Here is a 24899-nt window from a genome sequence, read left to right as displayed (position 1 = left end):
GCCCAAAGAGCGGGCTTTACCTTTGAACAGAGAATGACTTAGCTGCCGATAGAATGTCTAGCTGTGTGACGGAACGTCAACTCAATCAAAATGAAATTGCGAGGGTGATTCATGGCGCTACTGATCGAAACCGGTCTGACCGACTGGATAAGCGATGATGACATCGCCAAAACGATCCGAAACATAAACCCCGGCGCGGATGTGCGAACCCGGGAAACGATTGGAGATGCAAGCGAAATCACCATGGTCGCTGTTGTCGGCCTGAACAACGACCACCCCAAACGGCTGCCGAACCTGCAACTGGTCCAGAAACTGGGCGCGGGCGTAGAAACGATTGTTGGCAACCCGAGCTTGCCCGATCACGTCCGTATCGCACGGCTCAAGCCCGATGCGCCCGCGCAAGGTATTGCCGAGTGGTTCGTCGCTTATGTCCTTCACCATCAACGGAACATGGCATTTCACGAAGCTGCCCAGCGCAAGGCAGAATGGGTGCCCAAAGCCCCGATATTCACGCCGGACACCGTAGTGGGCGTTCTGGGCCTGGGCCATATCGGCACCCGCAGCGCCAGGATGCTGCGCGCCATCGGATTTCAGGTCATGGGATGGAGTCGATCCCCGAAAGAAATCGAAGGCGTGACCTGCCTGCATGGCGAGGATGCGCTGCCGACGTTGCTTGGCCAATGCGACCACGTTTGCGCCATTCTGCCGTCCACGCCGCAAACTGTCGGCTTGTTCGATGCGCAGATGTTGGCCGCCATGAAGCCCGGCAGTCAGCTGTTGAATGCAGGGCGTGGTGATCTGATTGACGAAATTGCGCTGATCGAAGCCTTGGACCGTGGAACGCCCGGCCACGCCGTTCTGGACGTAACCAGTACAGAACCCTTGCCCTCAGACAGTCCGCTCTGGGCACACCTTGGCGTCACAATCACTCCGCATGTTTCTGGCTGGCACTTAGGCGAAGCATTGGCGGACGTTGCAGAGAATTTCCAACGGTTGTCCGCAGGGAAGCCCTTACTGCACGAAGTCGACCGCACACGCGGCTACTGAGTCGAAATCAGGGCGTCAGAACCCAGTTTCCGCCGGCGTCCCGGCAGTTGCGGGTTCTGACTTCGCGTGATTGTTCGGCCCCGGCAGGCACAATGAAATGCTGAAGATGCACGCAATTGTCCCGAACCTCGCGCACCCGGACAGTACCTTTTGATCCGGTGTCGTCGTTCGACCAGTTACGTTCGGTTCCGACCTGAGGCGTTCCATCTGCCAACATCGCATTGGTCGTGGCGTTGACGACACTGTAGTCTTCGGGGCTCAACCCCATTTCAGCGATGATTCTCGAAAGTGGCTTGGCCTGTGCCAGTGAAACCGCGCCGATCACAACGGCTGCTGCAAAAAAGTGTGAAATCCAGGCTTTCATGATCTTCTCGCCTTGCTAAAATAAGTTTGGTCACAAGACTATACCGCCGGGGCACGGGGGCCAAGCCCCGCTGGCCGACCTTCAAATAATACCGAACAAACCTATCGCGACTCGGGTGCTAGGACCGCCGCGCCAATCGCCTCATAGTGCTTCAAACACGAACCAGAGGCATGAAATGGCACAGCCCACCTATTACGCGCCCACAGGCGGACACCCCGGACAAGACCAGCTGTTGACCGACCGCGCCATGTTTACCGACGCCTATGCGGTTATCCCCAAAGGCACCATGCGCGACATCGTCACCAGCAACCTACCGTTCTGGGAATGCACCCGGCTTTGGGTTCTGTCCCGCCCCCTCAGCGGATTTGCCGAGACGTTTTCGCAATACATCATGGAAGTTCAGCCCGGCGGCGGCAGCGACCACCCTGAAACTGACCCTCAGGCGCAGGGCGTTCTTTTTGTTGTCGAAGGTGAGGTGACCCTGACATTAGGCGGTGCTGTCCATGTCCTCGAAACCGGCGGATACGCCTATATCCCGCCCGGATCGGATTGGACACTGCACAACAGCGCCGAAAAAACCGCCCGATTCCACTGGGTTCGCAAAGCCTATGAAGCCGTTCCCGGCCTGCCTCCTCCAGATCCGATCATCACCAACGAACGTGATGTGTCGCCCGTCGAGATGCCCGGAACTGAGGGGCGCTGGTCCACGACCCGATTCACCGATCCGCAGGATCTGCGTCATGACATGCACGTCAACATCGTCAACTTCGAACCTGGCGGCGTGATTCCCTTTGCCGAAACCCATGTCATGGAACACGGGTTGTACGTGCTGGAAGGCAAGGCGGTCTATCGGCTGAACCAGGATTGGGTCGAGGTAGAGGCCGGCGATTACATGTGGTTGCGCGCCTTTTGCCCGCAGGCCTGCTATGCAGGCGGACCTGGGCGCTTTCGCTATCTGCTTTACAAGGATGTGAACCGGCACATGCCGCTTATGTTGTCCAAACGCTAGGCTATTAAACGCTTTTTTCGGTCAGGGGTTCACAGAAGCGCGTGAATCTGGTGAAATGATAGCGGATTTTAGCACTGGAGATTGTTCAATGGTACTGCGTGTAACGATGCTGGCACTGGCTGCTGCGATTGGTTTGACAGCATTTGATGCAACGCCTGTCGCCGCAAAGGAAGAAACCAAGCAGGTTTTTGTCATGAGCCGCACCTGGGCGGTGACACAGGTCTCGGACGCTCCGGTCGTGTACCGCGCGACGCGCGACAACAACAACCTGAACCCCTTTGGCCCACCGCCGCGCTTGCGCACCATTCAGGCCATAGCCGCCTTTCAGCAAGCGACTGGGTGCAGACCGATCGTGGCCAGCATGTACCAGAACATTTCGGGTCAGTTCTTTTCGCAGGTCAGCTGCAACTGACCATAGGTCACAACGGGCATTGAGCTATTGGCAGCGCGCTGCCATAGCTTGCGCATGAAACTTGCAATCAACGGATTCGGCCGTATTGGCCGCACAATCCTGCGGCAGCTGCTGGCTTTGCCGCAGGACACGGATATTGAGCTGGTTCTGATCAACGACATCGCCCCGCTTGAGACTTGCGCATACCTGTTCAAATATGACAGCACCTTTGGCCCCTACCCCGGCACAGTAGAACAGGGCGACGCGGCGATCGTCGTCGATGGGCGCACAATCCCCATGACGCACAGCCCCAATCTGGCACATGTCGATCTGGCCGGTGTCGACGTTCTGATGGATTGCACCGGCGTTGCCCGTACCTCGGATGTGGCCAGTCAGGGCCTGACCGCCGGGGCTCGCAAGGTGCTGATCTCTGGCCCCTCGCCCGCGACCGAAATCACAATCGTTCTGGGGGCCAACGAAGATCAGTTGGGCAACGCTCGCATCGTGTCCAACGCGTCTTGCACAACCAACGGGCTTGCGCCCTTGGTCAAAGTGTTGGACCAGATTGGCGGGATCGCGTCAGCCCATATGACAACGATTCACTGCTATACGAACAGCCAACCAATGGTGGACGCACCACGCGGCGATCTGGCCCGTTCGCGCGCCGGCGCGCTGTCTATGGTGCCCACCACATCCAGCGCCACCCACCTGATCGACGACGTCATGCCGCATCTGGCCGGGCGCATCTCGGGCGCTGCTGTTCGGGTCCCGACGGCCAGTGTATCCGCCATTGATCTGGTGGTGACGCTGGATCGCGGAATGTCACCCGACTTGTTCGAAGCCGAACTGCGCGCAGCCGTCCAGACATCGCCCGTGCTGGGTTGGACAGATCACCCTCTGGTCTCGTCAGACCTGCGTACACGCCCAGAGTCACTGGTTATCGCAGGACCCGAGACACGTATGGTCGGTGAACATCAGATCCGTGTTTTCGGCTGGTATGACAACGAATGGGGATTTTCGGCACGCATGTTGGATGTTGCCCGCCTTATGACAGATGGCTGAATGTGCGCGGGCGCAGCGGGCGGGCTTGCCCGCGCGCTGCTTGGCCCAACGGGTCACAAGCATCTTTGATGCGCATTGACCGGGCGGGAGTTCCCTATCCGCCTATTATCTCAAACGGCGCGTCAAACCAGAACTCCTCCAGATTAGCCCCCCCACCAATCCGATCGATCACAGCGAATAAGCCGGGCCCGTGCAATGGGGTCAGCACCCCATGCCATGTGCCGCGAAAATAGTTTACACCCTGTCCAGGATTGGTCACAAATGCCTGCGGATGCCCGGGCCGCCCGCCCTCATCCGGGGCCACGACAACCAGAAAAGGCTGATGTGTCATTGGGATGAACGCCTGACTACCCTCGGGGTGACGCTCAACCATATCCAGTTGATAGGGCAAGGATCGTGGGTTGGCGTTAAACAGGCTGATCCCGGCGCGTCCGTCTGTGAAATCCAGTCGTGCCAGATCATGGTACCGGCCACATTGCCCCTGATTGATGATCTTATCCGGATCACCGGTCACTTCGATGACATCACCAAACGGGGCAAATGCCTTGGCCGTCAATGGCGCAGTCCTGACTTGCTCGCTCATGAGGGTAAAACGTCCCGCAACCGGAATTCGGCGATCCGCTCGACCTGACGGCAAGCCTCGGCGAATTCGGTGTCCTTATCCTGATCGATGCGCCGTTGAAACGCCTGAAGGATAGACGTTTTGTCGTGATCACGTACGGCGATGATAAACGGAAAGCCGAATTTCTCAGTGTATTTCTGGTTCAACTCGGTGAACGTCGCACGCTCTTCATCTGTCAGGGCATCCAACCCGGCCGAAGCCTGCTCGGACGTGCTTTCCTGCGTCAGCCGTTTGGCCTGCGCCAGCTTTCCGGCAAGATCCGGGTGCGCGGTCAGGACACCCATCCTTTCGTCCGCAGAGGCGGAACGGAACATGCGGGTCAATGCACTGTGCAGCCCTCCGGCCGTGTCATGAGCCGGTCCCAATTCCAGCTCATAAGCCCGTTCAGCGATCCAGGCGGAATGCTCGAAGATGCCGCCATACGTGGCGACAAACGCGTCCCGGTCCATTTGAGTAGGCTTCGGACGCCGCACCGCAGGATGGTGTTCCGCCCAGTGTTCGGCGATCTGCAACCGTGTCGCAAACCAGACATCGGAAAAGCCGCGCGCGTATTCCAGGAAACGTTTCAACGCCATCACCCGGCCAGGTCGTCCGATCAGGCGGCAGTGCAACCCAATCGACAGCATCTTGGGCGCTCCGGCCTCGCCCTCGGCGTATAGCGCATCAAAGCTGTCCTTGAGGTAGGAATAGAACTGGTCACCCGAGTTGAAGCCCTGCGGCGTGGCAAAGCGCATGTCGTTGCAATCCAGTGTATAGGGCACGATCAACTGATCCCGGCCACCGGTCTGCATCCAGTACGGCAAGTCGTCCGCATATGTGTCGGCCACATAGGCAAAGCCACCTTCTTCTGCCACCAGACGAGCCGTGTTTTCCGAACATCGCCCCGTGTACCAACCGCGCGGGCGTTCACCGACGACCTCGGTGTGAAGACGGATAGCCTCGGCGATTTGTGCGCGCTCTTCATCCGCCGGCATGTCTTTATGTTCGACCCATTTCAAACCATGGCTGGCAATCTCCCACCCGGCGGCCTTCATCGCTGCCATCTGATCCGGCGAACGGGCCAGGGCTGTTGCAACGCCATAGACTGTTATTGGCAAGTCCTGCATCAACCGGTGCAGTCGCCAGAAACCAGCGCGAGAGCCGTACTCATAGATCGACTCCATGTTCCAATGGCGCTGGTCCGGCCATTGGGCGGCCCCCACGATTTCGGACAGAAACGCCTCGGACGCGGCATCGCCGTGCAGCACGCAATTTTCACCGCCCTCTTCGTAGTTCAGTACGATCTGAACGGCCAGCTTCGCGCCGCCCGGCCATTTGGCATCTGGCGGGTTGGCACCATATCCGATCATGTCACGAGGATAGCGAGGGGGCTGCATGGCATCTTCCATTCTTGATCTTTTGAATAGCCTTACCCCAGAAACACGTCGATGATTATCAAATCAATCCGAACGCTGTTTCCGGTTCTTTCGGCATTTCCACTGTTTCAAACTTTGCGTCAGACTGTGACAAAGCAAAAGACAAATCAAAGGAGAGACCCGTGGCTGGCTATCTGACGACCCATGTTCTGGACACTGCACGCGGCTGCCCGGCTGAAGGATTGAAAATCGCACTCTATCGGGTGTCGGGGAATTCCCATCGCAAAATCGCCGAGATGGAGACCAATTCGGACGGGCGCACTGACAGCCCAATCTTGCCACAAGACTCTTTCAAAACTGGTACTTACGAGCTGGTTTTCTTCGCAGGAGACTATCTGCGCGCATCGGGCCAGGCTGCTGATGACCCGCTGTTTCTGGATCAGGTGCCGCTCCGGTTTGGCATGTCTGATGCCGAGGCACATTATCATGTACCTCTGCTGCTGTCCCCTTACGGCTATTCGACCTACCGGGGCAGTTGAACCGCGGGATGGGGTTGCCGCTAAACGGCAGCTTTATGTGTCAGCAGTTTCCGACCCACGCACGACCTTGCCGATCCGCGCAATCATGAAATCCATGAACAAACGCGCCTTGGGGTCCTGATGGCGGCGATGTGTGTATAGGCAGGCCATTTGAACAGGCACCGGCGGCGTTTCGACCGCAACGGGGACCAGACGCCCCGAACTGAGGTGTTCGGCCACTTCAAAAACCGGTTTCATCGCGATCCCCTGCCCCGACAGCGCCCAGTCAGTCAGCACGTCACCGTCGTCACATTCGAACCGGCCAGAAACTGCGAACCGCTTGGGACCGTCAGGTGTCTCCAACTGCCACTGAAACTCGGTCGCGCCGGGAAACCTCAGGTTCAGGCATTCATGGCGCTGGGAAACCAGGTCCGCGCCCGTTGCAGGCATGCCCCTGCGTTCAACATAGGCAGGAGCGGCACAAAGCACGCGCTGGCAGTCGGCGATCTTTCGAATACGCAGAGTACTATCTTCAGGCTGGCCGATGAAAAAGGCAAGATCCAAACCTTCGGTCGTCAGATCAACGGATCTGTCCGTCAACCGCAAGCGCACATCGATCTCGGGGTATTCTGCAAGAAAATCGGGCACATGCGGTGCCAAAACCCTGCGCCCCACCCCTAGCGGAGCGGCAACGAACAACGATCCACGCGGCGCTTCGGTCAGATGGACGACCTGCGCTTCGGCATCGTCCACCGCATCCAAAACAGCCACGGCACCGGGATAGAATGCCCGCCCCTGCTCTGTCGGGCTGAGATTGCGCGTTGTTCTTTGAAACAGACGCACGCCCAGATGATCTTCAAGCTGAGATATCCGCGCCGACGTCACCGCAGGCGAGATTCGCAGGTCTCGCCCGGCAGCGGACATGCTGCCAAGGTCGTAAACCCTGACAAAGGTGCGGATGTTGTCTAGATAGGACATCTTTTCGTTTTTTTTGATACAGTTTGACAATATCAGGGAATACCGAAGAAAGTGCCCTTTGCCTAGTGTGACGGCAACCAATCGGAGAGCTTTCTCATGTACGACTTCGCCGTTTTCTGGGACTGGATGGCATTTGCCGTGCGCTGGCTGCACGTTATTACCGCCATTGCCTGGATCGGATCCTCATTTTATTTCATCGCACTGGACCTTGGTCTGAACCGCGACATCCCCGGCCCGGCGGATGGCGAGGAATGGCAGGTTCATGGCGGCGGTTTCTACCACATCCAGAAATACCTGGTCGCGCCCGAACGGATGCCGGAACACCTGGTTTGGTTCAAATGGGAAAGCTACGCGACCTGGCTCAGCGGGGCCGGGTTGCTGATGATCGTGTACTGGGTGGGCGGAGAGCTTTATCTGATCGACGCACAAAAAGCCGATCTGGCGCTGTGGCAAGGCATTCTGATCTCGGCCGCCTCGCTGACAGTTGGTTGGCTGATCTATGATTTCCTGTGCAAATCGGGTTTGGGCGAACGTCCGACCCTGCTGATGGTGCTGCTGTTCGTCCTACTGGTGGTGATGGGCTGGGGGTACAATCAGGTTTTCACCGGTCGCGCCATGATGCTGCATCTGGGTGCCTTCACGGCCACGATCATGACAGCCAACGTGTTTTTCATCATCATGCCGAACCAACGCATCGTGGTAGACGATCTGAAGAACGGCCGTACACCTGACCCAAAGTACGGCAAAATCGCCAAGCTGCGCTCGACGCATAACAACTACCTGACGTTGCCGGTCGTGTTCCTGATGTTGTCGAACCACTACCCACTGGCATTTGCGACAGAATACAACTGGATCATCGCGGCTCTGGTCTTCCTGATGGGCGTGACCATCCGACACTACTTCAACACGCGCCACGCTCGGGCAGGCGATCCAACCTGGACATGGCTGGTCACTGCGTTGCTGTTCATCGCAATAATGTGGTTGTCTACTGCCCCTATGTACAAACCTCTGGAAGAGGCCGAAGCACAGCCACTGACACCGTTTGAACAGAAATATGCTGCCGCCGATGGCTTTGAAGAGGCCCATGACGTCGTTCTTGGACGCTGTTCGATGTGCCACGCACGCGAACCGGTGTGGGAGGGCATTTTGTGGGCGCCAAAGGGCGTATTGCTGGAAACTGAAGGCGACATTGCCCGCAACGCCCAGCAAATCTATCTGCAGGCGGGGGTCAGCCATGCGATGCCCCCCGCAAACGTCACCTACATGGAGCCCGAGGACCGAGAAGCAATCATCCGCTGGTTCCGCAACGCCGGTTCCTGATCCCGAGACCGATCAATCACACAGGCCGCAAAATTCAGGCGACGTAGGATTTAGTCTTTTCCTGCAAGGACTCTGATGCTCTAACATGAAAACAATCAGCCGTTGCTTTGCACAAAACGGCAAATGTGATTTCGAGTTGGGGCAGTTGGAGCTATCAGATGCCGGGGAGCAGGCCGCGCGCCTTTTTGAAGAGATGCCTTCTCGGCGCGATTGCAATGACCCTGCCGACCGCATTGGCCGCGTTGGAAACCACCCTGACGGCCCCGGGTGCCTCGAAAGAACTTGTAGAGCGGATGGAGGAAACCTCCTCGGTTACGACAGCCGAATCCCGCGGGCTGGACACGCCGCTTGAGATCTTGTCGGCCGCGCTTTCGGATTATCGCACTCTCGTCCAGATTCTTTATGACGAAGGGTATTTCAGCCCAGTCGTAAGCATCAAACTGGACGGAAAAGAAGCAGCTGAGATCAGCTCGCTCAGCGTACCGGCGCAGATCAATCGCGCGGTAATCACGGTCAACACCGGCCCCAAGTTCACCTTTGGCGAAGCCATCGTACAACCGATCACGCCCGAAACAGTTCTGCCCGAGGAGTTTGCGGTCGGCAAACTCGCGACCACCGGCGCGATCCAACAAGCCGCGTCAGCTGGCGTGCAGGGTTGGCGCAACGCGGGTCATGCCAAGGCCGAAGTCGAAGGCCAGAAAGTCATTGCCCGCCATGCCGAGGCCAAGCTGGATGCCGAGATCGACCTTACCCCCGGCCCGCGCCTGAGATTTGGCAAAATGATCATCAAGGGCGACACCGATGTGCGCCACCGGTCAATAGAAAAGATCGCCGGGTTTCCGGCAGGCGAAGTATATTCGCCCGAGAAAATCCAGAAGGTCGGCACACGGTTGCGGCGGACCGGGACCTTCAACGTTGTTTCGATTGAAGAGAGGGAGACTCCGAACCCGGACGGCACATTGGATTTCGACGCAACGTTTGAAGATTTACCCAAGCGCCGACTGACCTTTGGCGCCGAGATCGCTTCGCGCGACGGGGTAGACGTGACCGCGACCTGGACGCACCGCAACGTATTCCGGCGTGCCGAACGTCTGCGGTTCGAGGCGGCAGTCCGTAATATCGGCGGTGCCGAGGATATCGACGGCCGGATCGGCTTGCGTCTGGATCAGCCCGACCGGCTTGGTCCCGATGACAACACTTTCTGGAACGCGCTTCTGGAACGGCGCAACACAGAAAACTACAACGTCACCGTTGCGTCGCTGGCCTACGGTGCCCGGCGCACGTTCTCTGATCGCCTATATGCCGAAGCCTCAGCCGGGTTTCAGTGGTCCAGCGCGGACGACGCCTATGGCGATGACCGCAGGTTCCGATATTTCATCCTTCCCTTGCGTTCGGAATGGGACGAGCGCGACAGTAAGGTCAGCGCAACGCGCGGCTTTTATCTGGACGCGCAGATCACGCCCTTTGCTGGTCTGTCCGAAACCGAAAGCGGCATACGCATGTTTTTTGATGGACGCGGCTATACCAGCCTCGGCACCGGCGGACGGCTGGTTCTGGCCGGTCGCGTACAGCTGGGATCAGTGCTCGGGCCATCACCGGACGGTGTAACACCAGACTTCCTGTTTTTCTCGGGCGGTGCCGGAACGGTTCGCGGCCAACCTTACGAGAGTCTTGGCATCCCTGTCGGCACTGGTATTGCAGGGGGCAAATCTTTCCTTGGTCTTTCTGCCGAGGTGCGTGGCAAAGTCACCGAAGCCATATCTCTGGTCGGGTTTTATGACTACGGTACGGTGGACACATCCTCATTCATCGGCAGCGGCGCAGAATATCACGCCGGTGCCGGGCTTGGGGTTCGGTATGATCTGGGCGGATTTGGTCCGTTGCGGCTGGATCTGGCCGTTCCAGTGCAGGGTGACACCGGCGACGGCTTGCAGTTTTATATCGGGATCGGACAGGCATTTTGATTGGACGTCGCGCATATCCGTTATTGTTTTCGGGGCTGATGCTGTCTGCCCCTCTGCCACTTGCCGCGCAGGAGGAAGGCGGCAGCATGCTGGAGAACTTCCTGCAGGATACGCTCTCTGGCGACGACCAAAACGTGACCGTTAAGGGCCTGCAAGGCGCGCTGAGCGCGCGCGCGACGATTGAAGAGATCACAGTTGCCGATGATGAAGGTGTTTGGCTGACCATCAAGGACGCCGAACTCGACTGGAACCGTCTGGCGCTGATCCGCGGCCGATTTTCGGTCAACTCACTGACCGCGCAGGAAATCGATATTTCCCGTGCGCCGGGCACAACGACCAAGGAAGAACCACCTGCTTCGGCGGAAACGCAACCGTTTCAACTGCCCGAACTGCCGGTTTCCATCGAAATCGGTGAAATCCGGGTGGATGAGCTGTCTCTTGGTGAGCCATTGATCGGTGTCGCCGCTGATCTGAGCGTGACAGGCAACCTGTCGCTGGCAGATGGGGCGCTGGACACCAATCTAGACGTGATCCGACTGGACCGCGCAGGGGATGAGATCAAGCTGGCGGCCGGGTTCCAGAACTCTACAAGTGAGATCAACCTGGATTTACAGGTGAACGAAGCCTCTGGTGGTCTGATTTCAACCGCGCTGAAGATCCCCGACAGCCCGCCGATCGGCCTGGCAGCCAAGGGCGCGGGTCCTCTGACGGATTTTACCGCCGATATTGGGCTGAGCAGCGACAACCAGATGCGCGTCACTGGGCAGGTTCAGCTGCAGGCGGCCGAGGGTGGCGCAGCGGACGGCATTGCGTTCACCGCTGATCTGAACGGCGATCTGACACCCTTTCTGGGGGAGGACATCGATCCGTTCTTCGGCCCAAAATCACGGCTTTATGTCGATGGCCAGACCAAGCCCGAGGGCGCGCTGGACATCTCGGATTTGGAACTCACCACGCAGGCACTGGATCTGAAGGGTGAGCTTCAATTGGCCGAAGGTGGTGAATTGCAACTGGCGGCTCTGCAAGGGCGCATCACTCCGCCGGATGGGGAAGCCGTCGTTCTTCCGGTCGCGGGGGGCGATACCTCTATCAAGGCGGCGCAGGTGTCGGCACTGTTTGACCGCCAGAACGGCAACCTTTGGGACCTAAGCCTGACTGCCAATGAATTCGCGTCCCCTCAGGCCAAGCTGGGTGATGCCCGGATCACCGCGCAAGGCACCCTGGATCAGGGCGAGGTTCTGACTGTCGATGGCGACGTACAAATCGCGGTCGGCGGAATAGAGATGGCCGATGACGCGCTGACCACAGCTTTGGGCGATCGCATCACACTTGATGGCCAGTTCGACTATAGCAGCGACCAGTCACTGAACCTATCGGGGTTCGAGCTTGTGGGCTCTGACTACACGCTGGCGCTGGACGCGCTGATCTCAGGTCTGACCAGCGGCTTGACGGTCGACGGTACGGCCAAGCTGGACGCAACTGACCTGTCGCGCTTTTCGGATCTTGCCAAGCTGGACCTTGGCGGGCAGGTCTCGGCCAGCGTGACCGGAAAAGGTTCACCGCTGGAACGCAGCTTTGACGGCAAAGTCATGGTTCAGGGCCGCGACTTGTCTACTGGCCGTGACGATATCGACCCGGTTATCACCGGAGAGACCACGATCACTCTGGACGCAAGCCGCGGCACAGACGGCATAACTATCCGTGAATTCGATCTGGACAGTAAGGCCGCCAAAGCCGTGGCCAGCGGTGTTGTGACGACGCCCGACGGCAACCTGACCATTGATGGGCAGGCCCGGGTCAACGCATCGGATTTGTCGGTCTTCTCTGGCTTGGCAAAACGCGACCTTGGCGGTTCCCTACAGGCGACCGTGAACGGTACAGGCACGGTACAAACGCTGGAATTTGACGGCACGGCCAGCGTGATAGGTCAGAACATCAAGACTGGTATGGCCGATATCGACCCTCTGCTGACCGGCAGAACCGAGATCGAATGGGACGGCGCCAGAACCGCAGACAGTATCGACATCCGCAGCGCCTCGGTGAATGGCCGCGCCCTTAGCGCACAAGTTCAGGCGACCGTAGACGACCCCGCCGGAGATCTGTCGGCAGATGGCCAAGCGAAATTGAATGTGCCGAACCTGTCCCTGTTTTCCGGGTTGGCCGGGCGTGATCTTGCCGGTTCGGTCGCAGCAAACGTGCAAGGCAACGGTACCCTGTCCACCCGGGCATTCGATGTTCAGGGCAACCTCGATGCCAACAACATCCAAACCGGCATTGAGGCCGTGGACATACTGATTCAGGGCCAGACGACCCTGTCCGTAGATGCCCAGAATGGGGAAGATGGCCTTAGCATTGAAACGTTCCGCCTGAACGGCACGGCCATCACCGCAACGGCTTCGGGTAAGCTGGACCGTCAAGCGGGCGGGCTGGATTTCTCGGTCAAACTGGACGATCTGGCGCGGGTGTTGAACACGATGTCCGGTCCACTGACGTTGGATGGAAACGTTGCCCCGACATCCAAGGGCGTGGAAGGTACGGTCAACCTGAATGGCCCCGACAGCTCATACGCCAAGCTAGCCGGGACGGTGGACAGCGACGGGTCGGCGGATCTGGATTTTGACGCCAAGTTCAACCGGATCGAGCGTTTTGTACCTGAGTTTCCGGGTACAGTGGCCGCCAATGGCAGCGCTAAGCGCAACAACGGTGTCTGGACAATCGACGCCCAAGCCGACGGGCCTGCGGAGATTAGCGGCAAAGTCTCTGGTACCTTCGACGAAAGCACCGGAGAAGCGGACATGAAAGCCGTTGGCGGCGTCAATCTTGGCATTGCCAATATCTTTATCACGCCCAACAAGATCGAAGGCAGCGCCCGTTATGACCTGACATTGTCGGGTAAACCCGCGCTGGAATCCCTGTCCGGTTCGATCACCACTTCCGGTACGTCGCTGGCAATTCCCGGCGCGGGACAAACGATCACAGGCATCAGCGGATCGGTCCAACTTGCAAACAGCCGCGCCACTATTTCCCTGAGTGGCGGACCACGAGCAGGCGGCAATTTTACCGTCAGTGGGCCAGTAGACCTTACGCCACCATTCAATGCCAATATCACGACTGCCCTTAACAGCCTCGTACTGACCGATCAGTTGCTGTATGAAACCACGCTGAACGGACAAATTGCTATGACCGGGGCGCTGGCGGGTAACAGCTCGATCGCTGGACAGATCACGTTTGGCGAAACCAATATCAACCTCGCGGCTGCATCAGGTGCCGTGGGGGCGGCACCCATTCCGGACATCGTGCACGTAAACGAAAGTCAGGCGGGCTATGTCACCCGTGAGCGCGCTGGTCTGGTCGAAAAAGAAGGCGCAGGCAAAAGCGCTTCACGTATCGCGCTGGACGTCAGTCTTTTGGCGCCCAAGGCCGTGTTTGTCCGCGGGCGTGGTGTCAACGCAGAGCTGGGAGGAAAAATCCACATCGGCGGCACCACTACCTCGGTCATTCCATCCGGTCAGATCGAGCTGATCCGTGGTAATTTTGACATTCTTGGCCGCAGACTGGCACTGACCAAAGGCATTGTTACGCTGCAGGGGGACCTGACGCCCTATATCGAGTTCGAGTCCTCGACCAGCACCTCTGACGGCACCGCAACGATCGAGATCGCCGGGCCACTGGATTCGCCCGAGGTCAACGTCTTTTCCGACCCCGAGCGCCCGGCGGAGGAAGCGCTGGCAATGCTGTTGTTCGGTAATCGCTTCTCAGAGTTGTCACCGTTCGTAATCGCTCAGATGGCGGCCTCGCTGGCGCAACTCAGCGGCGCTGGCGGCGACGCGACCAAAGGCCTGCGCGAGTCAACGGGCGTCGACACCGTGGACATCGGCGTGTCCGACGGTGGCGCGGGCCGGCTCGGCGCCGGAGCGTATCTGAGCGACAACCTCTACACCGATTTCACCGTCAACACAGAAGGCGACACCGAGGTGAACCTGAACCTGGACGTTACCGACAGTTTCACTGTGAAAGGCACTGTAGATGGACGGGGTGAGACTGGTGTTGGGGTCTTTTTTTCGCGCGACTACTAAGCAGGCCTCAGTTCACTTTCTGCGGATGCCGATCGGGTGTCCGACCTCTGGGGCCGGGTCGATCGCCGCATGATCCCTCACCATGCTCTGAAGACGCGCGACGGCCCAGTCCGGATAGGGAACCGACCGGCCGGTCGTATGGCTGACATTCATGAACAACGCTTCCTGAGTGGCGCAGATATCACCGTCTTTTTCAGACACCATCTGTGCGAAATAGTGGCCGCGTTTGTGATCTGCGTCCAGCATCCGAAACCGGATGCTGAAGGCCTCACCTTCCAGTACTTCGCGCAGGAAATTCATGTGGGATTGCAAAATATAGGGCCCCTGCCCCATCGCATTGACCTGTGCCTCACCCAGCCCAAGATGATCCACCATCAACAACTCTAGCGCATTGTCAAAGGCGACGCCGTAATAGCCCACGTTCATGTGACCATTATAATCGATCCACTCGGGGCGCGCCTTGAACCCGCGGAATACAAGCGGGGCATCATAGGGTCCGTCATGTCCGGCCAGCGTTTCAGGCGTCAGTTGCATCAAGTGCTCCTTCTTGGGTCTCAAAGATCGCAACCGCGCGGATGAATCCAGCTGAAGCCCCTTTGATCTTGAACGGGAAACAGGAAATCTCGAACCCAGTTGGCGGCAAGGTTTCAAGGTTCGTCAGTTTTTCCATGTGACAATAGCCAACCTCCATCGAGGCCCGGTGCCCTTCCCAAATAATCGATGCATCTTGCGTTTCAGCATATTCCTGCGCGGTCAATGGAAACGGTGCGTCCCAGCTCCAGGCGTCAGTTCCTGTCACGCGAACCCCGCGTTTGGTCAGGTACAGCGTTGCCTCGCGCCCTATGCCGCACCCTTTGGCCAGATAGTCCCGATGCCCATACCGTGTGCCAGCCGAGGTATTCACGACGACGATATCCAGCGGCTGCAATTCGTGGCCAATCCGTTTCAATTCAGCTTCGACATCGGCGGCGGTCGCCACATAACCATCGTCGAAATGGCGAAAATCCAGTTTCACACCGGGGTTCATGCACCATTCCAGCGGCACCTCGTCAATGGTGATCGCGCGCTCGCCTTTGTTCATGGTCGAGTGATGATGGTAGGGCGCGTCCAGATGGGTGCCATTGTGCGTGGCGATCTGAAGGCGTTCGATGGCCCAGCCCTCGCCGCCGGGCAGATCATCTTTCTGTAGGCCCGGAAAGAAGGACATGACTTGTTCGGCGGTCTGGTCATGGGCCAGATATTCGATTTCGGGTAACATGATCGGCGGGTCCGACACGATGCCGGTTTCCAACGGAACTGACAGATCGACGAAGCGGCGCGCCATGTAAAACTCCTCCACCAAGAACGGTGACAGGGTTGGCCGCAGGTAAGCTGCTGTCAAGGAAAGAAAAAGGCGACCCAATAGGCCGCCTTTCCAAGACTGTATGTGACGGATTTACTCCGCCGCGATGGCGTCTTCGATCTTTTCGACGCGAATGGCCGAGAACTTGAACTCAGGGATTTTACCGTACGGGTCGATGGCCGAGTTGGTCAGGATATTCGCCGCCGCCTCGACATAGGCGAACGGAATGAACACCATATCTTCGGCGATCGCCCGGTCGGCTCGAACCATAATTTCGATCGAGCCGCGCCGCGTGGTGAGACGGATCATTTCGCCCGGCTCGATCCCCATCAGTTTCAGCTGGCGCGGGTTCATCGAACAGTTTGCTTCCGGTTCCACAGCATCCAGAACGTTGGACCGGCGGGTCATCGACCCGGTGTGCCAGTGTTCCAGCTGACGGCCGGTTGTGGCAATCATCGGGTATTCCTCATCCGGCGCTTCATCCGGCGGGATGACACTGGCCGGGGTGAACTTGGCCCGTCCGTCTGTCCGCGGGAAGCCGTCACCGAACACGATCGCCTGACCCGGATCGGTCTCACTGAGCGATGGATAGGTGATCGTCTCGGTCTCAAGCCGCTCCCAGGTGATGTTGTCGAGTGACGCCATGGTCAGCTTCATCTCGGCAAAGACCTGAGACACATCCGTGTAGTCCCAGTTCAGCCCGATGCGCTGCGCAAGCTCGACGGTGATTTTCCAGTCCTCACGCGCCTCGCCCGGAGGTGCCACAGCCGGACGCACACGCTGAACCTGACGGTTGGTGTTCGACACGGTGCCGTTCTTTTCATACAGCGCCGAGGCGGGCAGGATGATGTCGGCATAGTTGGCCGTTTCGGTCAGGAAGATATCCTGCACGATCATCAGCTCCAGCTTGGCCAATGCTTCCCGTGCGTGACCAACATCCGGGTCGGACATGGCCGGGTTTTCGCCCTGAATATACATGCCCTTGATGTTGCCCGCATAGGCCTGATCGATGATCTCGGTGACGGTCAGGCCCTTCTCGTTAGAGAAGTCGTCCGAGTCCCAGACATTGTTGAACTTGGCCCGAATGCCGTCATCCATAACCGACTGATAATCCGGCAGGAACATCGGGATCAGACCCGCGTCAGACGCGCCTTGCACGTTGTTCTGGCCACGCAGCGGGTGCAGACCCGCGCCGGGTTTACCAACATTGCCGGTCATCAATGCCAGCGAGATCAGGCAGCGGGAATTATCGGTGCCGTGAATGTGCTGGCTGACGCCCATACCCCAGAAGATCAGACCAGCCTTGGCCTGCGCGAAGGTACGCGCGACACGGCGCAGTTGATCCGGTTCAATGCCGCAGATCGGCGCCATCGCCTCGGGTGTGAAGGCGCGCAGATGCTCTTTTTCGGCTTCCCAGTTCTCGGTCCAGCGGTGGATGTACTGGCTGTCGTACAGTTCCTCTTCGACGATCACGTTCATGATCGCGTTGAGCATCGAGACATCCGCCCCCGGACGGAACTGCAGCATTTCGTCTGCGAACTTGCGCATACCGACGCCGCGCGGGTCCATCACGATCAGCTTGCCACCGCGCTTGGTGAACTGCTTGAAGTAGGTTGCCGCCACGGGGTGGTTTTCGATTGGGTTGGCCCCGATGATGATAACCACATCCGAGTTCTCGACCTCGTTAAAGGTGGCCGTCACCGCGCCCGAGCCCACGTTCTCGATCAGCGCCGCCACGGACGAGGCATGGCACAGACGGGTGCAGTGGTCGACGTTGTTGTGCTTGAAGCCCTGACGAATGAATTTCTGGAACAGATAGGCTTCTTCGTTGGTGCATTTGGCCGAACCAAAGCCAGCGACGTTGCGCGGATCTTCATCACGCAGCGCTTTCAGCTTGGTGGCCGCCAGATCCATTGCTTCTTCCCAGGTCGCCTCGCGGAAATGAGTGCCCAGATTGCCCGGATCGACATTCAACCCCTTTGCAGGCGCATCCTCACGCCGGATCAGAGGTTTGGTCAGGCGGTGTGGGTGGTGGATATAGTCAAAGCCAAAGCGACCTTTGACACACAAGCGGCCTTCGTTTGCTGGGCCGTTAATGCCTTCGACATACTTGACCTTGCCGTCCTTGACCTTCAGCGAAACCTTACAGCCGACGCCGCAGAACGGACAGACGCTTTCGGTTTCGCTATCGTAATCCTTGCTGTCCCCCTGCTGCTGATCGTCCAGCACAGTGGCTGGCATCAACGCACCTGTCGGGCAGGCCTGAACACATTCACCACAGGCGACACAGGTCGAATCCCCCATCGGGTCGTTCTGGTCAAACACCACCTGCGCGGTATGCCCGCGTCCAGCCATGCCAATCACGTCGTTGACCTGCACGTCGCGACAAGCACGGACACAGAGGTTGCAGTTGATGCAGGCGTCCAGATTGACGCGCATTGCAACGTGGCTGTCATCCAGCAGAGGGATTTTCTCGGCTTCTTTCGCCGGGAAGCGACTGTCGCTGACATCGTTCAGCTTGGCCATATCCCAGAAGTGGCTGGATTTATCGTGCGCCTCTTCGGGTTGGTCGGCGACCAGCAATTCCATGACCATTGCGCGCGATTTCTCGGCCCTGTCGCTATCGGTTTTTACCACCATTCCGTCCGCAGCCGGACGGATGCACGAGGCGACCAGAGTGCGCTCGCCTTCCACCTCGACCATACAGGCGCGGCAATTGCCGTCGGGTTTATAGCCCGGTTGCGGCTTGTGGCAGAGGTGCGGAATGGTAAATCCCTGCCCCTTGGCCGCCTCCCAGATGGTCCAGCCCTCGGGCACGGTGACGTCATCGCCGTTCAGGTTGAAGGTGACGGTCTTGGTTGGGCTTGCATCAAGCATGGCTCTGTCTCCCTCAGATTTCGTCAGCGAAATGTTTCATGACCAGGCGGATCGGGTTCGGGGCCGCCTGCCCCAGACCGCAGATCGAGGCATCGCCCATAACCTGGCACAGATCTTCCAGAAGATCCTGATCCCACTTGTCAGCCTGCATCAGCTTCACGGCCTTTTCGCAGCCCGCCCGGCATGGCGTGCACTGGCCACAGCTTTCATCCTCAAAGAAGCGCAGCATGTTCAGCGCGGCATCGCGTGCGGTGTCCTGATCGGACAGAACCACCACAGCGGCTGATCCAATAAAGGTGCCATGTGGCTGCAGCGTGTCAAAATCCAATGGGATATCATCCATCGACGCAGGCAGCAGGCCCGAGGATGGACCACCCGGCTGATACGCTTTGAAGGTCTGACCTTCGATCATGCCACCAGCGGCCTCAATCACGTCCAAAATGGTCGAACCCGCCGGCAGCAGGTAAACACCCGGCTTGGCCACCCGCCCCGAGATTGAATAGCTGCGCAGGCCCTTACGACCATTTTTTTCGACAGAGTTCAGAATCTGCGGCCCTTCGCGGCAGATCTTTGAGACCCAATACAGCGTCTCGACGTTGTGCACCAAGGTCGGACGATTAAAGACCCCAACCTGCGCCACAAACGGAGGACGGTGGCGCGGCAGGCCCTTCTTACCCTCGATCGACTCGATCATCGCGGATTCTTCACCGCAGATGTAAGCACCAGCACCCCGGCGCAAGTCAATGTAACCCTTTTCGACGATCCCGGCCTCTTCCAACGCGGCAATCTCGCGGGCGAGGATTTCCAGCACCGCAGGGTATTCATCACGCATGTAGATGAAGCACGTCTCTGCCTCGACCGCCCAAGCAGCGATCAGCATACCCTCAAGGAAAACATGCGGCGCACGCTCTAGATAATAACGGTCTTTGAAGGTACCGGGTTCGCCCTCGTCACCGTTCACGGCCAGATAGCGGGTGCCTTCGTTCATGCGAACAAAGCCCCATTTCTTGCCGGACGGGAAGCCAGCACCACCCAGACCGCGCAGGCCTGAGGACAGAACGTCTTCTTGTACTTTCTCCCAGTCGCCGCTCTCGCGCAGCTCTTTCAGCTTGGCGTAACCGCCGTTTGCCTCATGGGCGGCAAAGGTTTCGTAATCGGGCAGATGGGCGTGAGTATCACCGGCGGCAATTGCGGCCTGCACCTTTTCCGGGGTCGCATGGTCGATGTGGTTGTGACCAATCTCAAGCACCGGGGCCGTATCGCAACGCCCCATGCAGGGCGCGCGCACCACACGCACTTCGGATGCGTCCAAGCCATCTTCCAGGGCCTTTTGCAACTGCTGGGCACCGGCCATTTCGCAGGAGAGAGAATCACAGACACGGATCGTCAGCGCGGGCGGAGGCACCTCGCCTTCTTTCACCACGTCGAAATGGGCGTAAAACGTCGCGGTCTCATAGATCTCTGCCTGACCGATCCGCATCTCAATCGCCAGCGCGGCGATGTGATCAGCGCTGATATGGCCGTGCTCATCCTGAATCAAATGCAGAAATTCGATCAGCAGGTCGCGGCGGCGCGGGCGGTCGCCCAACAGGCGCGCAATCTCGGTCTGCGCCTCATCCGTGAACTGACGGCCTTTGGGCGTGTGCCGCCCTTTGCCTTTACCTGACTTCCAGACGCCCTTGGGTGCGCCTGATGGCTTGGTATCTAATGGTGCCATGATGCCCTCCGATTGAGGCTCCGTGTCTCATCAGAATAGCATATCGTCAAATCTCTTATCGCTATCGCACGATAACGACACCTTATCACCGTAAAGACGTCACCACAGCGCGCAAAGCACCAACCGTTGGCAATTCCGGGTCTCGGCTTAAGGTGGCCAGACAAATCGGTTTACTTACAACAGGATCGACCAGAGGCAGCACACGCGTCCCCTTAAGATCACCCAGCGCACGCACCAGAACGCGGGGGACAACTGTGGCTGCCAGCCCTTCACGCGCCATGACCATTGAGGCAGTAAAGCCACTGGTTTCAGCGACCACTTGGGGGTGGAGACCCTGCTCAGCGAAGATGCGGTCCAGAATGCGACGGTTCTGCATCTGCGGCTCAAGCAGGCTGAGTGGAAACTCGGCGACCTGTGTCCACGGGATCGGCCCGGTTTCTTCGGTCATATGCGACGGGATCAACAGCACGTAAGTCTCTTCGTACAACGGCTGAACCTGCCGCAGGTCGGTGCCAATGCTGTCGCCATAGGTGATACCCGCATCCAGACTACCTTCGTCCAACCGGTGCTGAATGGACGAGGCCGACATGGTTTCGATCCGTGTGACAACGCGCGGATGCGCCTGATGCAGCCGCTTGATCAGCCGTCCGGTAAAGGCAATCGCGGTTGGGATTACACCCAGTTTGAGTGTCCCGGTAATCTCTCCCTTCGAGGCCAGAACCTGCTGTTCCAGCGCCTTTGTCTCATCCAGAATGCGCCGCGCGCGCTGGACGATCATCTCGCCTTCTTCAGTCAGGCCCTGAAACCTGTTGGCGCGGCGCACGATTGAGATACCCAGCCGGTCCTCGAGATTCCGAATACGCATGGAAAACGCTGGCTGAGAAATTCCGCATTCCTCGGCCGCTTTGGCAAAATGGCGATGCCGGGCCAAGGCGCTAAGCAATTGCAGGTCGCGGATTTCGATCATGTTTCGGTATCCCAAGGTGAGGCCAGAAACCCAGATTAGCGGCTTTTACGTTGGGGGAAAGCGATGTGTTCAGGTCAAAGACAAGGCATAGACATTGTTGAGATAGCCCTGGTCTGCAATCCGGAACTGGGTCTCGCCAATCTGTACAAACCCATTTGCCAGATAGAAGGCGATGGCCGGATCGTTTTCTGCATTGGTGGTCAACCAGACGGAATCGGTCCCTTGCTCTCGGCAATGCGACAGCGCTGCCGCAAGCAGGCGCGTGCCGATCCCTTTGCCGTGATGACGCGGCTGAACATAGAACGTCGAAATTTCCATACCCGACCACCCCGCGATAGGGGCATCACAGACCGGAGAGACGCGAATGAACCCGTCGATCCCCTGTGAATTATTCGACACCAGAATGAACTCTTCCGGATCGCTGATCAGGGCACCGATACGCGCTGGCGTGAACTCGGTCAGCGCGTAATCCGCAAAAAAACCGCTAACCCCGCGTTTGAGATAGGTGCCAATCCAGACTTCAATCGAAATCGCAGCGATGCTCGACGCATCTGAATGGTCCGCTTCACGCAGGGTCAATCGGCGCTCAGGTATTGAACAAAAAGTGCATCACATCGCCGTCTTTGACGATGTAGCCCTTACCCTCGGCCCGCATCTTGCCCGCCTCTTTCGCGCCCTGTTCGCCATTGGCGGCGATATAGTCGTCATAGGCGATCGTCTCAGCGCGAATGAAACCTTTTTCGAAATCGCCATGGATCACACCAGCGGCCTGTGGCGCAGCGGTGCCGGTGCGGATGGTCCAGGCGCGGGCCTCTTTCGGGCCGACTGTGAAATAGGTTTCCAGCTTGAGCAGGTCATAGCCGGCACGGATCAGACGGTCGAGGCCTGGCTCTTCCAGACCCATTTCCTCTAGGAACATCTGCGCCTCGTCTTCTTCCAGCAGGCTAATCTCTTCTTCGATCTTGGCGCTGATGATGACGTGGGAATTGCCCTGCGCTGCGGCCATTTCAGCCACGCGGGCGGAATATTCGTTACCCTCGGCGGCTTCTTCCTCGGACACGTTGCAGACATAGAGAACCGGTTTTGTGGTCAGCAGCTGCAGCATCGTCCATGCTTTGGCGTCTTCGTCGGAAACTTCGACCAGACGCGCGGGTTTGCCGTTTTCCAGCATCGCTTGCGCCTCGGCCAGCAAGCGTTCCTGCTGCTGCGCCTCTTTGTCATTGCCTTTCAGCTTGCGCACCAGATTGGCGCGGCGCTTTTCGATGCTCTCCAGATCGGCCAGCATCAGTTCGGTCTCGATGGTGTCGGCATCGGCCACAGGATCAACGCGGCCGTCCACGTGGGTCACATCGCCATCTTCGAAACAGCGCAGCACGTGGGCAATGGCGTCGGTTTCACGGATGTTCGCCAGAAACTGGTTGCCCAGCCCTTCACCTTTCGAGGCACCCTTCACCAGACCCGCAATATCCACAAAGGTCATGCGCGTCGGAATGATTTGCTTGGAGCTTGCGATGGTGGCCAACTGGTCTAGCCGGTCGTCGGGGACGGCCACATCGCCCACATTGGGTTCGATCGTGCAGAACGGGAAATTCGCCGCCTGCGCAGCTGCGGTTTTGGTCAGCGCATTGAAGAGGGTCGACTTACCCACATTCGGCAGACCCACGATTCCCATTTTAAAGCCCATGACGGCCTCCTGCATAGCATTCGAGCGCAGCTTCTATGCAGGTCGGGCACAATGCGCAAGCCAGCGGGCGCATTAGGTACGCAAGAGCGTTTTGACAACACAATTGATTGTCACGGCTTTGTGCGCTTGCGCACATTGAAACGAGAGCACTAGAATCACCAATTAGCCATTTAGAAAAATTGAATAGTGAATGCTGACATGAGATCTTTCGTTCTTGCCCTTGGGGTTCTTTTCGCCACGACCTCCGCACACGCACAATCAGTTGTCTTCGGTGCCGGATATGCAGATTTTTCCGAAAGTGACGCAAAAGACCAGGCCGCCTTTTCGGTCGAATACCATCATCGCCCTTTCTACGAGGCAACGCGCCTGTCCGCGACATGGGGTGGTGCGCTGACCGTGGACGAAGCCGGTGACGTTCATGTGGGTGCTGGCCTGATCGGTACATACACTTTCGCTGAACGCTGGTTCGTAGAGGGCAGCGTCATGCCCGGCTATTTCTCTGAATCAGAGGAATTGAACGACCTGGGCGGCAGTTTCCAGATCCGCAGCCTGTTGGGCGTCGGTTATACGCTGAACAACGGCAACAAAGTCTCTGTTGCGATTACGCATAAATCGAATGCAAGCACGCAACAGGAAAACCCGGGCGTCAATTCCGTGCTGCTGCGATACCACCTTGCGTTCTAGGGGCTGCGCTGCGAACCGGGATTGATTTCTTTTCAAAGTTTCTGCACATCAGGTCTGAACCTGATTGCAAGGACAGCTTATGACCCGTATCGACGCCAAGTTCGCCTCTCTGAAAGAACAGGGAAAGAAGGCGTTCGTCGCCTACATCATGGCCGGAGACCCAGATTTTGAGACTTCGCTTGAGATCGTGAAGGGCCTGCCCGGCGCAGGTGTCGATGTCATCGAACTGGGCCTGCCCTTTACCGATCCAATGGCAGACGGCCCGACGATCCAGGCCGCCGGTCAGCGCGCACTGGACGGTGGAATGACCTTGCAGCGAACCTTGGATCTGGCCCGCGCCTTCCGCGAGACCGACGATACCACTCCGATTGTGCTGATGGGCTACTACAACCCGATCTATAACCGCGGCGTCGATAAGTTCCTTGCAGATGCCAAGGAGGTCGGAATTGACGGTCTGATCGTCGTCGACCTGCCACCAGAAGAAGATGAAGAGCTATGCCTGCCCGCACAAGCCGCAGGTCTGAACTTTATCCGTCTGGCCACGCCGACCACCGATGACAAGCGCTTGCCCCGCGTTCTGCAGAACACATCGGGCTTTGTGTATTACGTGTCAATCACCGGCATTACCGGTGCGGCCGAAGCCCAAGCTACAAATGTTGGCCCCGAGGTCGCCCGCATCAAATCTGCAACCGATTTACCAGTGATCGTCGGGTTCGGAATCAATACACCTGAAAAATCACAGGCAATCGCAACTGTTGCTGATGGTGCAGTGGTCGGCTCTGCTATCGTCAGCCAGATCGCTGCGGGCAAGCCCACCGGCGAAGTATTGGATTTCGTAAAATCTCTGGCTGACGGCGCACACTCAGCCTGATTGAGACCTGATCAATTTTCAACGCGGTCGGCCCTGTCCGGCCGCATTTTT

General features: G+C 58.3%; 21 protein-coding genes. 10 read left to right on the top strand and 11 right to left on the bottom strand.

Annotation, left to right across the window (positions count from 1 at the left end):
• Positions 1-111 precede the first annotated feature (111 nt).
• Positions 112-1047: a 2-hydroxyacid dehydrogenase gene (locus AC2FFH_RS12145; protein WP_496767077.1), complete on the top strand. Its 936-nt coding sequence runs from the start codon at positions 112-114 to the stop codon at positions 1045-1047.
• Positions 1048-1054: 7 nt separating this feature from the next.
• Here the strand turns inward: AC2FFH_RS12145 and AC2FFH_RS12140 are convergent, their stop codons facing one another.
• Positions 1055-1411, bottom strand: a complete 357-nt coding sequence (locus AC2FFH_RS12140) for a hypothetical protein (protein WP_496767078.1) — start codon at positions 1409-1411, stop codon at positions 1055-1057.
• A gap of 175 nt (positions 1412-1586) precedes the next feature.
• On the opposite strand from AC2FFH_RS12140, the gene AC2FFH_RS12135 reads away from it, so the two are divergent.
• The 3 genes from AC2FFH_RS12135 to AC2FFH_RS12125 all read left to right on the top strand — a co-directional run bounded on the left by AC2FFH_RS12135 (position 1587) and on the right by AC2FFH_RS12125 (position 3873).
• Positions 1587-2420: a bifunctional allantoicase/(S)-ureidoglycine aminohydrolase gene (locus AC2FFH_RS12135; RefSeq protein ID WP_496844487.1), complete on the top strand. Its 834-nt coding sequence runs from the start codon at positions 1587-1589 to the stop codon at positions 2418-2420.
• A gap of 88 nt (positions 2421-2508) precedes the next feature.
• The gene (locus AC2FFH_RS12130; protein WP_108860986.1) at positions 2509-2832 is read left to right on the top strand and encodes a hypothetical protein; all 324 of its coding nucleotides are present in this window, start codon (positions 2509-2511) and stop codon (positions 2830-2832) included.
• Between the two features lie 54 nt (positions 2833-2886).
• On the top strand, positions 2887-3873 hold the full coding sequence (locus tag AC2FFH_RS12125; protein ID WP_496844486.1) for a type I glyceraldehyde-3-phosphate dehydrogenase: 987 nt from the start codon (positions 2887-2889) through the stop codon (positions 3871-3873).
• 94 nt (positions 3874-3967) lie between these two features.
• Here the strand turns inward: AC2FFH_RS12125 and AC2FFH_RS12120 are convergent, their stop codons facing one another.
• Both AC2FFH_RS12120 and puuE read right to left on the bottom strand, forming a co-directional pair.
• Positions 3968-4456, bottom strand: coding sequence for an ureidoglycolate lyase (locus tag AC2FFH_RS12120; RefSeq protein ID WP_496844485.1), 489 nt, complete (start codon positions 4454-4456; stop codon positions 3968-3970).
• Positions 4453-5871 (bottom strand): allantoinase PuuE, encoded by a 1419-nt coding sequence (gene puuE, locus AC2FFH_RS12115; protein WP_496844484.1) that lies wholly within the window; start codon positions 5869-5871, stop codon positions 4453-4455. The genes AC2FFH_RS12120 and puuE overlap by 4 nt, the downstream gene beginning before the upstream one ends.
• Before the next feature lie 161 nt (positions 5872-6032).
• On the opposite strand from puuE, the gene uraH reads away from it, so the two are divergent.
• Entirely contained in the window at positions 6033-6389 is a 357-nt protein-coding gene (gene uraH / locus AC2FFH_RS12110; RefSeq protein ID WP_058273190.1) for a hydroxyisourate hydrolase, read from the top strand.
• 33 nt (positions 6390-6422) lie between these two features.
• Here the strand turns inward: uraH and AC2FFH_RS12105 are convergent, their stop codons facing one another.
• Positions 6423-7346, bottom strand: coding sequence for a LysR family transcriptional regulator (locus tag AC2FFH_RS12105; protein WP_496844483.1), 924 nt, complete (start codon positions 7344-7346; stop codon positions 6423-6425).
• A 96-nt stretch (positions 7347-7442) separates the two neighbouring features.
• Here AC2FFH_RS12105 and AC2FFH_RS12100 point away from each other — a divergent pair, with 96 nt between their 5' ends.
• From AC2FFH_RS12100 to AC2FFH_RS12090, 3 genes are all read left to right on the top strand, one after another.
• The gene (locus AC2FFH_RS12100; RefSeq protein WP_113791601.1) at positions 7443-8666 is read left to right on the top strand and encodes a urate hydroxylase PuuD; all 1224 of its coding nucleotides are present in this window, start codon (positions 7443-7445) and stop codon (positions 8664-8666) included.
• A 215-nt stretch (positions 8667-8881) separates the two neighbouring features.
• Entirely contained in the window at positions 8882-10630 is a 1749-nt protein-coding gene (locus tag AC2FFH_RS12095) for an autotransporter assembly complex protein TamA (RefSeq protein WP_496844481.1), read from the top strand.
• Between the two features lie 38 nt (positions 10631-10668).
• The gene (locus AC2FFH_RS12090; protein WP_496844480.1) at positions 10669-14706 is read left to right on the top strand and encodes a translocation/assembly module TamB domain-containing protein; all 4038 of its coding nucleotides are present in this window, start codon (positions 10669-10671) and stop codon (positions 14704-14706) included.
• Between the two features lie 12 nt (positions 14707-14718).
• On the opposite strand, the gene AC2FFH_RS12085 is transcribed toward AC2FFH_RS12090, so the two are convergent.
• From AC2FFH_RS12085 to ychF, 7 genes are all read right to left on the bottom strand, one after another.
• Positions 14719-15240, bottom strand: a complete 522-nt coding sequence (locus AC2FFH_RS12085) for a thioesterase family protein (protein ID WP_496844479.1) — start codon at positions 15238-15240, stop codon at positions 14719-14721.
• Positions 15224-16030 carry a cyclase family protein gene (locus AC2FFH_RS12080; RefSeq protein ID WP_496699698.1) on the bottom strand — a complete coding sequence of 269 codons (807 nt, stop codon included), beginning with the start codon at positions 16028-16030 and terminating at the stop codon, positions 15224-15226. The genes AC2FFH_RS12085 and AC2FFH_RS12080 overlap by 17 nt, the downstream gene beginning before the upstream one ends.
• Positions 16031-16141: 111 nt before the next feature.
• Positions 16142-18925, bottom strand: coding sequence for a formate dehydrogenase subunit alpha (fdhF, locus tag AC2FFH_RS12075; RefSeq protein ID WP_496767089.1), 2784 nt, complete (start codon positions 18923-18925; stop codon positions 16142-16144).
• A gap of 13 nt (positions 18926-18938) precedes the next feature.
• Positions 18939-20642 carry an NAD(P)H-dependent oxidoreductase subunit E gene (locus tag AC2FFH_RS12070; RefSeq protein ID WP_496767090.1) on the bottom strand — a complete coding sequence of 568 codons (1704 nt, stop codon included), beginning with the start codon at positions 20640-20642 and terminating at the stop codon, positions 18939-18941.
• Between the two features lie 85 nt (positions 20643-20727).
• Positions 20728-21609, bottom strand: coding sequence for a LysR family transcriptional regulator (locus AC2FFH_RS12065; RefSeq protein ID WP_496844478.1), 882 nt, complete (start codon positions 21607-21609; stop codon positions 20728-20730).
• Between the two features lie 69 nt (positions 21610-21678).
• Entirely contained in the window at positions 21679-22188 is a 510-nt protein-coding gene (locus tag AC2FFH_RS12060; protein ID WP_496844476.1) for a GNAT family N-acetyltransferase, read from the bottom strand.
• A gap of 7 nt (positions 22189-22195) precedes the next feature.
• Complete coding sequence (gene ychF, locus AC2FFH_RS12055) at positions 22196-23293, bottom strand: redox-regulated ATPase YchF (protein WP_496844475.1); 1098 nt, start codon at positions 23291-23293, stop codon at positions 22196-22198.
• Positions 23294-23491: 198 nt separating this feature from the next.
• Here ychF and AC2FFH_RS12050 point away from each other — a divergent pair, with 198 nt between their 5' ends.
• Entirely contained in the window at positions 23492-23977 is a 486-nt protein-coding gene (locus tag AC2FFH_RS12050; protein WP_496779541.1) for an acyloxyacyl hydrolase, read from the top strand.
• A 79-nt stretch (positions 23978-24056) separates the two neighbouring features.
• Positions 24057-24848 (top strand): tryptophan synthase subunit alpha, encoded by a 792-nt coding sequence (gene trpA / locus AC2FFH_RS12045; protein ID WP_496726827.1) that lies wholly within the window; start codon positions 24057-24059, stop codon positions 24846-24848.
• The last annotated feature ends 51 nt before the right edge of the window (positions 24849-24899 follow it).

It is taken from the genome of Ruegeria sp. YTSC003, from assembly GCF_059609785.1.
This window is presented reverse-complemented; position numbering and strand designations above follow the sequence as displayed.